11 protein-coding genes are annotated in these 15,764 nt (G+C 35.0%); all 11 read right to left on the minus strand.

What is annotated here, in order from left to right; all coding sequences use genetic code 11:
- Window positions 1-4: 4 nt before the first annotated feature.
- Window positions 5-484, minus strand: a complete 480-nt coding sequence (locus tag ACWZFG_RS04485) for an HAD hydrolase family protein (RefSeq protein WP_455577166.1) — start codon at window positions 482-484, stop codon at window positions 5-7.
- Between the two features lie 5 nt (window positions 485-489).
- On the minus strand, window positions 490-1,314 hold the full coding sequence (locus ACWZFG_RS04490; RefSeq protein WP_455577167.1) for an N-acetylneuraminate synthase family protein: 825 nt from the start codon (window positions 1,312-1,314) through the stop codon (window positions 490-492).
- A 34-nt stretch (window positions 1,315-1,348) separates the two neighbouring features.
- Window positions 1,349-1,975, minus strand: coding sequence for a D-sedoheptulose-7-phosphate isomerase (locus ACWZFG_RS04495; RefSeq protein WP_455577168.1), 627 nt, complete (start codon window positions 1,973-1,975; stop codon window positions 1,349-1,351).
- A gap of 28 nt (window positions 1,976-2,003) precedes the next feature.
- Window positions 2,004-2,882 (minus strand): NAD-dependent epimerase/dehydratase family protein, encoded by an 879-nt coding sequence (locus ACWZFG_RS04500; protein ID WP_455577169.1) that lies wholly within the window; start codon window positions 2,880-2,882, stop codon window positions 2,004-2,006.
- Window positions 2,883-2,902: 20 nt separating this feature from the next.
- Complete coding sequence (locus tag ACWZFG_RS04505) at window positions 2,903-7,615, minus strand: glycosyltransferase (protein WP_455577170.1); 4,713 nt, start codon at window positions 7,613-7,615, stop codon at window positions 2,903-2,905.
- Window positions 7,612-10,413: a glycosyltransferase gene (locus ACWZFG_RS04510; protein WP_455577171.1), complete on the minus strand. Its 2,802-nt coding sequence runs from the start codon at window positions 10,411-10,413 to the stop codon at window positions 7,612-7,614. Before ACWZFG_RS04510 ends, ACWZFG_RS04505 begins: the two co-directional genes overlap by 4 nt.
- A 127-nt stretch (window positions 10,414-10,540) precedes the next feature.
- Window positions 10,541-11,890: a flagellin N-terminal helical domain-containing protein gene (locus ACWZFG_RS04515; RefSeq protein ID WP_455577172.1), complete on the minus strand. Its 1,350-nt coding sequence runs from the start codon at window positions 11,888-11,890 to the stop codon at window positions 10,541-10,543.
- Between the two features lie 193 nt (window positions 11,891-12,083).
- Complete coding sequence (locus tag ACWZFG_RS04520; RefSeq protein WP_455577173.1) at window positions 12,084-12,455, minus strand: hypothetical protein; 372 nt, start codon at window positions 12,453-12,455, stop codon at window positions 12,084-12,086.
- The gene (gene fliS / locus ACWZFG_RS04525) at window positions 12,436-12,822 is read right to left on the minus strand and encodes a flagellar export chaperone FliS (protein ID WP_455577174.1); all 387 of its coding nucleotides are present in this window, start codon (window positions 12,820-12,822) and stop codon (window positions 12,436-12,438) included. The genes ACWZFG_RS04520 and fliS overlap by 20 nt, the downstream gene beginning before the upstream one ends.
- Window positions 12,823-12,840: 18 nt before the next feature.
- On the minus strand, window positions 12,841-15,309 hold the full coding sequence (fliD, locus tag ACWZFG_RS04530) for a flagellar filament capping protein FliD (RefSeq protein ID WP_455577175.1): 2,469 nt from the start codon (window positions 15,307-15,309) through the stop codon (window positions 12,841-12,843).
- 11 nt (window positions 15,310-15,320) lie between these two features.
- Window positions 15,321-15,728: a flagellar protein FlaG gene (locus ACWZFG_RS04535; RefSeq protein ID WP_455577176.1), complete on the minus strand. Its 408-nt coding sequence runs from the start codon at window positions 15,726-15,728 to the stop codon at window positions 15,321-15,323.
- Between the last annotated feature and the right edge of the window lie 36 nt (window positions 15,729-15,764).

Here is a 15,764-nt window from a genome sequence, read left to right on the forward strand (position 1 = left end):
CTACCTAATCCTTTCGGTATCCATCTTCCATGATATTTTCCACAAGCTCTAACAAAACTCCGTTTCCACCGACTTTTTCCGTCACGAAATCAGCCGCTTGTAAAGCTTTTTTTGAAGCATCTGCCGGGGCAATCCCCAGTCCCACATAAGCAATTGCCGGTGCATCACGGTCCGAATCGCCGATATAACACACGATTTCTTTATCTATATTCAGCTCACTTATCAGTGCTTTTACCGCGCTCAACTTATCTTTTGCACCAAAGATTGCTCGCTTTACATTAAATCTTTTCGCAATACTTTCTGCCATTTTTGTATCTTCACCAGTAATGAAGAAAAACTCCAGTCCCTGCTTTCTTCCAATACCAATCGCATCTAAATCCCGATAGCAAATCTGTTTGCGTTCATTCCCATCTATGTCAATGCTGACTTTTCCATCTGTAACAACACCATCAATGTCAGCAAAAATATATTGTATTTTATTCACATTCATTAACCCCGTAATTTTTTTCGTACAGCCATTTCTTTTTCACTTAAAGTTTTTTCACCAGTTCCCAAAGCACGTTCCATTAAGCGAATATTCTTCACCAATTCAACTAATTCATTTGGTTCAGTAGATGCTTTCTGATCAGATCCATACATGCTTCTATCTAAGGTAATATGACGTTCAATAGAAGTTGCGCCCATTGCTACCGCACCTAATGTTGCTACATATCCGACTTCATGACTGCTAAATCCAATATTACATTGATACCGTTTTTGCATTTCTGGAATTAATCTTAAATTTGCATCTTCCGGCTCCATTGGATAGGTACTATTACAATGCATAATCTCAAAAGGGCAATCATATTTTCTAAATAAATCTACGACTGCATCCACTTCTTCATACGTACTCATCCCTGTGGAAATATAGGTAAATCGTTTTTCTTTTGCAATTTCAGTTAAAAGCTCTACATTACCAAGCATCGCCGAAGCAACTTTATTATAGTTTAAATTAAACTGCTGTAAAAATTTTTGCGCATCCACATCCCAGGAAGATGCCATCCAATCAATATGTTTTTCTTTGCAATACCGATCAATTTCCTGGTAGTCTGTGATAGATAATTCCAACCCTTCCTTTTGTTCCCGTTGCGTTGTTCCCCACGGACTTTCTCTAGGCTCTGCTAAATAAGCAGCTGTATATACTTTGTCTATTGTTCGTTTCTGAAACTTTACGATATCACACCCGGCATTTGCTGCAATATCGATTAATTCTTTGACTATTTTCATATCACCATTATGATTAATTCCTATTTCTGCTATCACTATCGTTTTCATTCTTCCACTCCTGTTATCTTGACTTTATTAAAATTTAATTATTAAAAAATCTTTTTTCTATTGCTATGCACAAAGCATGATATATCGGTAAATGTAACTCCTGAATCTTATATGTCATATTTTCCGGTACACATAACTTCGCATCAGCTAACGTTTTTAAAGTACCGCCATTGTTGCCCGTAAAAACAATACATGGAAGCTGTAATGCTTTCGCAGTTTTTGCCGCCTGTACTACGTTAAGCGAATTACCTGATGTACTAAACCCAATAAAAACATCATTCGGTTTTGCATAACCAAACACCTGTTGCGCAAAGACCATATCAGCCCCGTTATCATTGCTAATTGCAGTCATTAGTTCACATTGTGCAGATAATGAAATCGCAGGAAGACCATATTGTAATCGCTGCGCAATTGAATAATCCGCCACAGAAAAATTATTGACATCCGTCTTTTGTAATTTTCTTGGCAATAAGAACCCTTTCATTAACTCCGCTGTCATATGCCCGGCGTCCGCTGCACTACCTCCATTGCCACAGATCAATACCTTTCCACCATTTTCATAACAATAACAAAGGGTGTCATAGGCTTTATAAATCTCTTCTTCTAGCTCTTGTAACATCGGATAACGTTTAAATAAATCCATAAAAATAGAATTTGCCACGACCTTAACCACCTTATCATTCATCCTACTATTTCAATATATCGTAAATTCCGTCAAAAAACTTAAACTTAGGAGTCCAACCTGTCGTTTTTTTTATTTTATCAATTGATGTAAATAACTCGACTCCACCACTTGTAACTGTATCATATTGAATGGTTTGTTCTGGTGCAATAATATCTCTAACCGTCTCAATAAAATAACGTAATGGCCTACTATTTCCACTTGCAACATGATAAATTCCTTGGGCAACATCCGTCTGAGCTAGCGCAATTAAAGCATCTGCAGCATCATTTCCATGCAAAAAATCCCATTGTTGCAATCCCGCTGATACTTTCGGGCTGTCGCCGGCTTTCAAGGTTTTAACCAAGTACGGAATTAACGCTTTGGGATTATCATTTTTCCCATATACACTAAAAACACGCGCCCATATCCATTCAATCCCTAATTGTTCAGATCGAAATCTAGTTAAATAACAAGCTGCCAATTTTGCTACACCATAAGCAGTGTTTGGGTTTGGTAATGTAGTTTCATCCGTCTTCGTTTGATAAATTCCGTATTCAGCTTGTGAGCCTGTACAAATAAACTTTTTACAACCCAGTTTTGCCGCTACCTCTAAAGCTTCTACAGCATAATGAATATTATTAGTCTGTTCTTCAAATGCATTTCGTTCTCCGTTCCATGCTAAATGGTAAAATACATCGATAGGTTTTGGAATTAAATTCACTAACTGACTGATATCTTTCATGTCTAATTCAATGATATGGATATAAATATTTTCTTTAAATCTCTGTTTTGCTTTTTCATGTGAGCGAACAATCGCATATACTTCAATTTCTTCAAGTACCATTTGCTGGGTCAGATAACTACCTAAAAATCCATTTGCCCCTGTTACAACTACTTTTTTCATCAATTAAATCAACCTGCCATTCATGCCTTAGAAGCTTTTACCAAGTATTGATATGCCATGATTTCTTCTCGATTCACCATTGGATAAGTTTTAACAATTGAATTTACAAAGTCCTCATGTGATTTCCGAGCAGCATCGGATACGCCGATTCTTTTAAAGCGTTTGTCTACAATTTTATATCCAGCCCCCTGAAACATATCTATGATCGTTTGCCATGTAAAGAATCTCAAGTGTGTCTTATCTAAAATTCCTGCTTCTTGATATTGCCATCTTCCATTCAATAAATCATGAAGAATAGAATAATGTGCAATGTTTGGAATACTTGCAAGAAAATATCCATCATCTTTTAAATAGCGCTTCATCTTTTCAAGTACTTGCCATGGATTTTGTAAATGCTCTAATACATCACCGAAAATAATATAATCGAAATAATTTTCTGGGAATTTCAACTCCATTGTCTCAATATTCTCCGCTAAAACAGGCATCAATTTCTCTGCAATTTTTGCGCTGCCTTGGCATAACTCAACCCCATAGATTTCAGCTTGTGGATTCATATAACGAATACGCAATAAAGTTGTGCCGCAACCACATCCAACTTCTAAAATGCGACATGGTTTATTTTCTTTGTCCATAAGTTCTATCAAGTCAGTTCTTATTCCCGCAGAATAGCCTGCATTAAATCCCCATTTTTGAGCAAACTTCTTTTCATTCCGTCTAAGTAATTCTCCATAGGCTTCATTATAGACAAACGAAGTATTCCCAAAGTGATGAATAAATGTATCATTACAGAGTAAAATTTTATACCCTGCTGTAATCATCCTAAAACAATAATCATCGTCTTCATAATTTCCTGGTGAAAATTGTTCATCTAAAAAACCAATACAATCTAAGACGCTACGTTTAAATAAAATACAAAAACCGATTAGTTTTACCTTTTCTTCCCACTGTCTTGCATTCGTATGATTATAATTTGCCGCAAACATTTGCATCTCATCTACATTTTTATATCCAACTTCTATATCTTGATAATTTACACTACAATTTGTTACCGGCCCTACTGCACCAATTTTTTCATCACTGTACAATGCTTTTTTTAAGTTAGTCAACCAATCTTTTGTTACAATTGTGTCATTATTCAACAGTAATATTTCTGTTCCTTTTGCTATTTCCATCCCTTGATTACAGCCTTTTGGAAAACCCAAATTTTCTGTATTCAATATACACCGAATATCCGGTTGTGACTTCAGCCATTCAACAGTACCATCGGTAGAGGCATTATCTACTATAATTATTTCATAGCTTCCTGCTTTTGTATATGTTCTGATACTGTCAATACATAGCTTCGTATAATCAAGTTTATTATACGTTAGAATAACAATACTAGTCACACTTTTCAGGTTTGTTCCATCCTCTGCCTTCGTACCATATACGCGATGTAGCAGCATTCTATATTTTTCAGCAGCTTGCATGAGTGCTTGTTCTTCACGAATATTTAATATCCACGCTTCCTGCTGTAAAGGAATCACTACTTGATAATTTTTCAATCTAAATTCATAAGATTGTGAAATATCATAAAATTTCCATTCCTTGCATACATCTTCACGCCATTCGATATCATATTGCGTTGCCATCATTGCCCCATCAATAACATCTACAATTTCATATGGCGCTTGTATGCTTCCATAATTTTTTTCTACGATAGAACCATCTGCATTTACATCATACATCCTCCCATAGGTTTCCCTTGCATGCCACCATACGCAATCTTCACCAAGATTGCGCGCACCTATAAGTCCTACAAGTCCAATATTACGATTTCCTTGGAAAAGCCTAACAACCTCTTCTAACAGATGAATATTCGTAATAAATGTATTCTCTTGCAAATAAATTTTATATTTCGCATCACTGCTATGCATTGCTTCATTATACCCTGATGCCATGGAATCAGCCTCCCTAACGGCTAAACATTCCATTTCAAACCCCTCAGGAATAATTAATTTTTGTAAATAAGAAAAAGCTTCTCCATACATAGCCTCATCATTTACACATGTAATTAGCGCGATTTTTCTATCATTCATTATCGTTTCTCCTTCAGGAATCCTTTGTATTGTTTGTCCTATTGCAGTACTTCGTCTAAAAATTTCATTTTCTATAGCTTCTGACCTCTTTTTATTCCCTTTCGATTTCTGCCGTTTCAAATCATAACCATCAGGTATAATTTCTTGAATTGAATTTTGCACTTGCTCATTGTTTAACAAATACCCTAAAAGCGACATATCCATATAGATATTTTCAAGTTCTGTATCTAATGCAAAAATTGCTTGCTTATACTGCTCTAGCGCAAGATAATCTCGATATACATCATTATGATGCCAAACAATTTTCTTTTGCCTTGCTAAGCGCGCATAATATAAATATACTTTTGATGGTTTCGCATATTGCAGCGCATCCATAATAAAATACAAATCATCATAAATATCAACATCATAGATTGTGTTCACACATGCAATCGTATCTGCCGCCTCTAATGCAGACAAATTTTGATAGAACAGGAGAAATATCTCTTTATCGTATTTCCCTTTTTGCAGTGCATCAATAAAATAACCGATTGCCTTATCTTTGTGATTTTTCATCAACATCAATTTTCCTAGACAAATATATAAATATTTTTCATAGGAAATAAATATATCCATACTATGTGCATCCCTCGGTTTCTTCGCAAAAACCAATGCCTGATTTAAATAAAAATCCGCTTTTTCATATTTTCTATCCTGTAAGTATATCTCCCCTTTACAATAAGTAAATGTCGGTTCTTCCGGATAAACTTCAATTGCTTCATCAATCACTGCCAAAATTTCTTCTTTCGATTTTTGCAATGCAATATATGCATCAATCATTTTTTTATAAATTTCCACATTACCACTGATTAATCTACAGCCTGATGCTAAATGTAGACGTGCATATCGAATCGTTTCCTCAAAATTGCCTAACCCATGATAGCAATCACAAAAATAATGATATAAGTCTGGTTTGTCACCATTTTTTGTAATATCATCTTGTAACAATTTTAAGTTTCTTTCCAATTTCCCTTTTAAAATACTACTTGAATAGCCTGTATGATAAATTTGTATTTCTTTTTCCATCATACAAAGATTTAAATTGCGACTATCATTTTTAAGCATTTCATGAACATTGCCATGATAACGTAAATATGGCATATTGCGAAAAATACGCAGATTACTAAAAGTGCTGATAATTTGCCCTTTACAATCGCTATCAATATTATAAAGACGACAAACAATCGCATCTATATTTTTATTGCGATGCTGTTTCTCGATATGAATCGGTACAGTTTTCAGACAAGCCTCCGTAAAATATTCATCCGCATCAAGAAATAAAATCCAGTCACCGGTAGCCTGCGCAATTGCATAATTTTTTGCCTTAGAAAAATCATTTTCCCATAGATAATGATACACCTTATGATTTCTGTTTTTCACAAATTCTATCGTTTTATCCGTAGACCCGGTATCAACAACAATAATCTCATGAGCAATTTTTTCCATGCAATCCAACCATCTCCCGATGACTTTTTCTTCATTCTTTACAATTACACATGCAGATAATTTCATTGACCTATGTTTTCTTTTTTCTGCTATTTCTTCCTGCCAATCGCATTGCATCTTACGCACCTGACTCTTTAAATTCTGAGGGACATCAATTTGTGCATCAAATAATTGTCCACTATAATGAATTGCCCGTTTGTCATTCAGTTTTAGTAAACATTCCAATACAATTTTGGAAAATCTTGCTTGCTCCGTTTTACTTTCTATTTTTTCTACAGACTCAAATAAATACTGTAAAGCTTTCTCATATTCTTTTAAATTATATAAAACCTCACCGTAATATAGTTTAAATTGAGTATTATCGGGGAATTTCCTCACTGCTTTTTCAGCTTCCTGAAGAATGACATTTTGATTCATATTCAACTGTATCATACTATGAATCAAATACCAGTGTAACTTTTCTTCGCTACCTATGATTTGATACCCTGATTTAAAATATTTATGGATATATTCTAACGTTTTCTGATAGTCTTTCAATCCATGATAACAATCACACAGGTATACATAATAAGGTTCTTCTCCATTTTTTACAATTTCCGCTTGCAGCATTACTAAGTTCCTTTTTAATTTAGATTCGATTATAGAAGTCGAATATCCTGTATGGTAAATCTTCACTAAATTTGTCATATCCAATGCATGAATAGACTTTGTATTTATATTGTAAATTTTCTCATGCACAGCACCTACATAGCGAATTTCTTGACGATTGCGAAAAATCCTACTGAGCGGAAACTCATCTATTATTTTATTTTGTAAATCAATATCGATATTAATTACCTTACATAACAAAGCTTCTATAGAATCATCAGCAATGACTGATAATAAATTTCTTAAATTTTCCCTCGTTTCTTCACTAAAAAACTCATCTGCATCCAGGAATAGAATCCAATCCCCACTTGCCTGTTCAATCGCGAAATTCTTTGCTGCAGCAAAATCATTTTGCCATTTGTAGTGATATACTTTCACATTACTAGCCTTAGCAATTTTAACAGTATTGTCAGTCGATCCAGTATCAACAACAATGATTTCATCTGCAATAGATTGCATATCGACTAACCATCTTTCTATTGTATTCGCTTCATTTTTTGTAATCACACATGCTGAAATCATTGTTCTGTCCCTTCTTTACAAATCCACATTAAATATTCCAACTGTTCACTCGATACTTCATCACTTTCTATTGCTTTTTTTAAGTAAAATCTCGCACGGTCTCTATCATTTAAATAAAAATAGCATATTCCTTTTTGAATGAAAACATTTTTCGTTTTAATTTTACTTAATTGCTTTAAAGCATCGTTGTACCGTAAATTTTGTTGTAAGATTTCACTAATTTCTAATTGTATATCATCATCCATCATATTCACTAATTCTAAGTAATTTCCAATAACCATATCCGTCCCGTATTCTATAACACCCACTAATAAATTCTTATATAATGCATAACTGGAATGGTCAATAGGTCGATTTTCGTAGTATGCAAAAATAATTTTTTGTAAGTCTTGGGGCAATTTTTCAATATTGGTTTTAATCAGCTCTTTATCATCAGCACATAATAACGATACAAAAAACAGTTGCAATTTTATACCAATACTCTGTAATATATTTTGATAAACAGCTTCATATTTACTATCTGCAAGCATTTTTTTTCGTTCTATATGTTCCTCTGACATCAATCCCCACTCTCGCATTTTTCCCGCATAATAAAAATAAACTTCATCTATTTTACATATTTCTAAGGCTTGTACAATAAAGGAAATGTCTCTTTTATCCTCTGCATAAAACTTTCTGAGTTCTTCAATACGTTCTTGAGCGGATTGCATTTGCACAGAATCATAGAAAATCATAAATAAATCTAAATTATATTTATTTTGTTCTAATGCTTTTTCCATATAAATCTCCATTTCCCGTTTCTGGTTTAATCCCTGATAAGCTTTGGTATACATTGTATAGACCGCAACAAAATTCGCACTAAAGCTACTGGAATGAAAACCAGTATTTTGTTTTTCATCACAAGCAATCGCCATATCTAAGTCCCGAATAACTTCAGCATAGCACTTGACTTTTAAAAGCTGTTCCGCACGAAAAGCATAAAAATCAGGTAAATCTGGAAAAGAATCAATCGCTTGATTGCACACTACCAGAATTTGCTCTATCGGCATTGCTAACTTTTCTAAAGCAGCAATATAATTTTGATAGACCCGGCTCTCACCCGTTAAAGATTTTTCTCCTTTTAACAGATGTAACTTCGCATATTTAATTACGTCTACATACTTTTCCAAGATAAAGTATGCATCACATAAATAAGCATAATAACGTGGATTTTCACCATACATAGCAATATCCGCCAATAAAATTTCTAAATTTCGCTTTGCTTTCTCTTGGATTAAATCAGCTTGATACCCTCTATGATAAATCACAATATCTTCTGCTTTTTCTAATTTAATTTTTTTCGTTGCTTGACTGATGAGATATTCGTGAATTCGACCAGCATAACGAATTTCAGGCAAATTGCGAAAAATTCTTGTTTGATAAAATCGATCACATGTCCTGCCATTTTCATCTACATTGATCATTTGACAAAGTAATATATCTGCCTGTACATCCTCCAAAAGCTTTTCTCGCAAACTTTTGATTGTATTTTCCGAAAATAATTCATCTGCATCAAGAAATAGAATCCATTTACCATGAGCTTTAGAAATCGTCCAATTTTTTGCCGCAGCAAAATCCTGATTCCATTGATAATGGTATACCTTTGCCCCTGCCTGCATCGCAATTTCAACTGTCTGATCAGTTGATCCTGTGTCAACAACTACAATTTCATCAGCAACTTGTTTCATTCCTTCTAACCATTTTACAATATTTTCTTCTTCATTTTTCACAATTGCACAAGCAGATAAAAACACCGTAGTTTCTGATTTCTTTGCACTATCTTCTAATAAAAATCTCAAATTATCGATATGATTTTCCAAAAAAGTTGGCTCATTTCCTTGATACTTTTCATATAAGTCAATCGCTTGCCTAAACTCACGTTGTGCCGCTACAAAATTCCCCTGATTATAAAAATACAATCCATATTCAGCACGAAAATCGGGCAATAGCGGAAATTTGGCTAATGCTTTTTTTAATACAATCAAAAATTCTTCCGTATTCTTCGGCTCTAGTTTTTTTAAGTTTAATAAATATAAATGATAAATACGACTTTGGTAAGTCGTATTACTTTCGTCCGATATCGCCAATCTAGCACATCTTAAGCAATTTTCCTCTAATGCAAGTCCTGCATAGCATTCCGCCATATGATAGTATAGTGTCGAATTCACCTTTCCCTGCTGTTCTTCTATCAATAAATATTTTAGATTTCGTTCGCATTTCGCACGAATTCTTTGGCTCGAATACCCTGTATGATAAATCGTACAAACCTCTGCTGGCATTTGTATGATCTGTAAATTTCCATCCGCTTTACAAAGCTGCTCATGAATAGCTCCTTCATAGCGAATATTTGATGTATTGCGAAAGAAGCGTACTGTATAAAAGAAATCAAGTTCTTTATTCCCATCATCAACGTCAATATTTATCATCTTAGTCAAACATGCATCACAACTATGATAATGTTCAAGCAACCAATTATACGCGTTTTTCATCATTTGTTTTGAAAAATACTCATCTGCATCCAAAAATAAAATCCAATCGCCTTGCGCCTTTGCAATCGCATAATTTTTGGATGCTGCAAAATCATCTTGCCACGGAATCGAATAGACCTTCGCCCCAGCCTGCTCTGCCAGCTCGATCGTACAGTCCGTAGAACCTGTATCAACAACGATAATTTCAGTCGTATATTCCTTAAAGCTCGCTATGCACTTCATGATGTTTGCTTCTTCATTTTTTACGATCATACAAGCCGAAATCTTCATCTTTATCCCCCTTATTGTATATTACAAAATACTTTCAGTGAAAATCCTTTGGAATATACAACAATAGGGAGGATGGTTGCGCGCCCATCCTCCCTATATACCATTTGTATCTTATTGAATTTTAGGATTATTGTAATAAGCTCAATACGCCTTGTGTAGATTGGTTTGCTTGAGCAAGCATAGATTGAGAAGCTTGCATAAGAATGTTGTTCTTCGTGAAGTTCGTCATTTCTTTTGCCATATCTACGTCGCGGATTGTGGATTCTGCAGCTTGTACATTTTCGCTTGCAGTCGTTAAGTTGTCGCTTGTGTAGGATAATCTACTTTGGATTGCACCAAGTTTTGTTTGTTCGTTTAACGCTTTTTGAATCGCATTATCAATTACATTGATTGCAACGTTTGCATTGTCTTTCGTTGTAACATTGATATTTTTTGCAGTTCCTGTTAAAGCATCAGAACCTTGTAAGCCAAGTGCAGTAGCTCTCATGTCAGAAATACCTGCATTAATCGATTGATTGGATTTTGTACCAATTTGTAAGTTTAATGCGTTATTACCTGATTTATCTTCCGCACGAATGCCTTCGCTCCAAGCATCAAGATAGTTATTGATGGATTTTTTCACATTGTTATCTGCACCAGTGATGCTGATGGAGAAACCGGAAATACCATTTGTAATACCAGAGCCAGCAGCGGCAATTGTCATCACACTAGAGCCATCTGCGGAGTATTGACTAACGCCTTGACCGTTAAGACCAATTTCACTCTTACCATTTGCACCAGCAGTAGCAAACGGACCAGCAGGCATGCCAGCAGCAGTTGCAGCTGTATTTGCATTCGCAAAAATATTATTCAATGTAGTAGTACTAGTTATACTAAATTGAGTTGTAACTGTTTTCCCATTTTGTACGAAAGAAACTGTAACTTTGTCAGTCGATTTAATATCAAGATCATTTCCATTACGGTCTTTTAATGTAACTAATGTACTAGCACCAGCTGTACCCGTAGATAGTGATTCATTCACGAATACATTTGTCGTAGCTGTACTTTCTTTGTTCATTGAACCATCAACAAGAAGTTTGTTGTTAAATGTAACAGACGCATTGTCATTGATTTGGTCAATTGCTTGATCCAATTCATCTTGAATCATTTTACGGTCTGAAGTTGTGTTTGTATCATTGGCTGAATTGATAACTTTTTCTTTCAAAGTTTTCAAAATTTCAACTGTAGAGCTAACTGCACCTTCAGCAACTTTCATTAATGAAGTACCGTTTTGAGAGTTTTGGTTCGCTTGATCCAAAGAGCGAATTTGCACACGCATTTTTTCGGATATCGCATAACCGGATACATCATCAGCAGCACCGTTAATTTTCATACCAGATGATAATTTTTGAATGCTTTTACCTAACGCACTATTGTTTTTTGTCATTGTGTTCAGCGTGTTAATCGCTGACATGTTGTTTTTTACTACCATTGCCATAATAAATCTTCCTCCCTGATTTTACATTTGTTTAACAGGCTTCCCTGCCTGAAATTATCTCAAAAGAGTTTTATCGCCGCCGATCGCTCGGCGATAACCTCTTTGATTTAACTCTTATAATATATATCGTCATTTTTCACTTTTACTTAAGTACTTTTTTAAAAATTTATAAATAAATTTATATTTTGCAAATCTATTTATAAACATTAAAATTATACCCTGCATGATTATTGCCATACCCCAAAGACCCATACGCATTCACTTTACGTTCCTGCCCTTTGGCGCGATTAAGCCATATTTGGGATCTGCATTGAATATCTGTACATAATACCATAATTTTTTTACCAATTACTTGCCCTGCTTCACTTTTCTCAAATCCAGTAGTACCAAGCTTTTCGATTTCCTTTTGTAAAGTGATTCGTTGCTCTAGAAGAGATAAAAACATATCTACATCATCTTGCCCAATAAATTTTTGCATTTCCTGTGTAAGCATTAGAAATCGATTCCATAAAACAGCAGATTGTTCCTTTTTATCTTCCATACTACTACCTTGCTTTCTTTGCAATTTTCATTGCCTCATACCATGCGTTTCTGAGTTCTGTAATGATTTCTTTTGCTTCATCTATTTTTACTAAGTCATCATTGATGTTTCCTTCAATCAAACAACGTTTTGAGTAATCATACAAGGCATAAAGATTTGTAGATATTTCATATTCCATTTTGAGCGTTACCTGAAGTTCTGAAAGAATATTTTGTACCCGAATAAATTTATTATTCGATTCTTCATATTTTTTTTCCTGCATTGCTTTAATGCCTTCATTTATAAATTTTAAAGCGCCATTATAAAGCATTAACGTCAGCTGTTCCGGCGTCGCTGTTAAAATTTGTTGTCTACGGTAATACTCTGCCGTTTGTGCTGCATTTTGCTGCATCTATCTATACACCCTTTCTTAGCTACTACTACCAAAAGCACTTGTAACATAACTAGCCTGCTGATTTAATTGTGCAATCGCCGCTTCCATTGCATTGAATTTTTTATATAACGAAGATTGTTGTTTTTCCATTCTCGCTTTTAATGTCGTCATCTGTGTATTGAGCCGTGTTATCTTCGAGTCAACATAGCTTTGGTCACCAAGCTCAGCCGTCGTGCCTGCTTTTTCTTTTATTTTGTTTAAACTCGTATTCATCGCATCACTAAGTTTATGCGCAATTCCTTTTTCACTGCTTGTATCTGACAATGTACTAAATAGTTTATATGCGGCATCTGGATCTGCAGTAAGTGCTTTATTCAGTTTATCTTCGTCTAGCTCAATTTTACCATGTTCAGTATAATCAGTCGTGGTAATTCCAATCGAGGCTAAAGAATTATATTCGTTTCCAGTTCCCGATATAATAGAAGCTAATGCACTACGCATTGAATTGACCGCTTCTTTTAGTACGGCATCGCCTGATAATAATCCCGTTTTCGCTTTTTCTTCCCATTTTTTAATCTGTTCTTCCGACATGGCTGATTTTTCATCATCGGTTAATGGCAAGTAGGTAGATTCATATTTTGCATAAATCTGTGTATTGAGTTCATCAATCAATTTATTGTAGTCTTCAACAAATTGTTTAACACTTTTCACAACAGTTGCGTTATCGCTGTTGATTGTTACTTTTGTAGTTTCATAATCCGGCTTGTCTTCTGTACCATTATTTTTACTAACTTTATTCAGTGTATACACAACACTACCTGTAGTAATTGTATTCGAATCCGAAGTATACGTTTTCCCATCAATAATCGCTTCTGCCGATTCGCCTTTTACGCTAAATGAATTGTCGCCACCCGTAATTTCTTGTATCGTCGTACCACCATCAGATGATAGCTTCAAAGCATTCAAGAAAGTTTTCCCCGCCTGACTTCCTGACGATATACTAAATTCGCTGCCGTCTTCATTATAAATAGAAAGTTTCCCATCTGCAAATGTTGCCTTTGCACCATTGCTACTATCATTGATTTTTTGTGCAAATCCATCCATTGTCATAGTTTCAATGTCTTTGTAGGAGAAAGAAACCTTCGAGCCGTTGACAACTAGTTCAAAAGCCGTACTGTCTTCTGTCTCTCCATCTTGCATGACAGGGTTTCCCGCAAGTGCTTTGACAGTTGTGGCATCAAGACCGCTCATAGTCGAAGTTAATGAATTCGTGCTTAAATTCATTTTATTAATGAATTTTTCACCGCTCGTCCCTGCCGCAGCTTCTAAGTTAATTTCTTCTCCATTACCTCTCGTCAAAGCAACTTGCATTTTTGAGCCAGCCGCAGATAACGAAACGGTTACACCTACTGCTGCGAACTTCGTTTCAATCGGATTTCCACTTTCACTTAGATCTTTCGTTAAGTCTTCATAAGTAAAGGAAACCGCTTGGCCATTCACCTGTATTTTAAAACCTTCATCATCTTTATTAATTTCCGTCTTTGTACCATCATCATTTATAATATACCATTGACCATCTGGATCGGTCGGAACTTCAATATTCATTCCTACCATATCAGCGAGCGTTGCTTTATCACCTGAAAAATCAAAACTTCCTGATTTTCCTGCAACTCCGATAGAATATTTCACATCATCGCTAAATTTATTTGCGGTCCCCATCGTCTTATCTGCCGAATTATACGATGCCAAATACAGATTGTTGACAAGATTAGTAGATCTTTTTACTGCTGCATTATCCACAGGGATAATGGTTTCAGCACCTTTATCATCGATAACGGAAACACTGCTCTCCAAGCTAATGGAAATCGTATTCGTGCCTCCACCAATTTTATTATATAACGCGAATGAGTCGTTATTATTATCATAAGACGCCTGTATATTGCTACCCAATTTATTCATATCGGAAACTAGATCATTGAGTGTTGTTCCCTGCGCCAATTCATCATAAGTATAGCTAACATATTTTTTCCCATTTACACCATCATCAACAGAAAATGCCAAGGCAATTTTATCACCGCCATTTTTCAGTTCAGATTCACTAATACCAGCAATATCACTTAATTTTACACTCTTTGGATCTGCTGTATTTTCCCGTTTAATCTTTTCTGCTGACTGTAAATATGCATTACTTGCCAATTTTTTTACTGTAATATCGTGAGTCATTTGCACTGCATCACCGAGCGCCTTCGCTGTAACCGTCGAACTATCAGTCGTTGATGCTGTTTTCGCACTCATATTAGCTTGTGTTTTATAATTTGCCAATGTATTATAGCGGAAATTGTATATGGATTTATAAAGCGTATTGTACGATTCTTTCCGCCAAGTCTCCACCGTTTTTTGTTTATATAGCTTATCATATCTGGCCTGTTGCGTTTTCATCATACCTTTGACTAAATCATCAATGTCCATACCTGAACCACTTAAGCCATAAATCCCACTTGCCATACTATCTCCTCCTATGCATTCTTATCTAAAAAAACACCTATCCATTCTTTTAGATTCGTCAAAGTCTCTAACATTTCTTCCGGCGGCATCTGCTTGATTGTTTCCTGAGTCTTTCTATCAACCACTTTCATAACCAAACGATCCAAATCTTTATAATAACTGAATTTCAAATCATAATTCATCTTTTCCATCAGATCATTTAATTCGCCTGTCATTTCATCGACATTCTTCTCTGTGAGCTTTTCTTCTTTTGTTTTCTGGAATTGGTCTATCTTGTTATTATCAATTCTAGTCTCACTCATATTACCTGCTTGCTTGTTTATAGTGCTGGACGAAGTTTTTTCCAAAGCAATTTCTTTATACCCCTCCAATGAAGTATTCATCATCTTTGAACTTATATCACTTACACCATTTATCATCGTTTATCCCTCCATAGATTTTTATCACAGTCCGTT

This window comes from Anaerosinus sp. (assembly GCF_965318445.1).

What these genes read in the sequence shown, in the direction of transcription:
- ACWZFG_RS04515 (WP_455577172.1), bottom strand. Translation starts at nt 11,890, where the DNA reads ATGGCAATGGTAGTAAAAAACAACATGTCAGCGATTAACACGCTGAAC.
- ACWZFG_RS04535 (WP_455577176.1), bottom strand. Translation starts at nt 15,728, where the DNA reads ATGATAAATGGTGTAAGTGATATAAGTTCAAAGATGATGAATACTTCA.
- ACWZFG_RS04505 (WP_455577170.1), bottom strand. Translation starts at nt 7,615, where the DNA reads ATGATTTCAGCATGTGTGATTACAAAAAATGAAGCGAATACAATAGAA.
- fliS (WP_455577174.1), bottom strand. Translation starts at nt 12,822, where the DNA reads ATGCAGCAAAATGCAGCACAAACGGCAGAGTATTACCGTAGACAACAA.
- ACWZFG_RS04490 (WP_455577167.1), bottom strand. Translation starts at nt 1,314, where the DNA reads ATGAAAACGATAGTGATAGCAGAAATAGGAATTAATCATAATGGTGAT.
- fliD (WP_455577175.1), bottom strand. Translation starts at nt 15,309, where the DNA reads ATGGCAAGTGGGATTTATGGCTTAAGTGGTTCAGGTATGGACATTGAT.
- ACWZFG_RS04510 (WP_455577171.1), bottom strand. Translation starts at nt 10,413, where the DNA reads ATGAAGATTTCGGCTTGTATGATCGTAAAAAATGAAGAAGCAAACATC.
- ACWZFG_RS04500 (WP_455577169.1), bottom strand. Translation starts at nt 2,882, where the DNA reads ATGAAAAAAGTAGTTGTAACAGGGGCAAATGGATTTTTAGGTAGTTAT.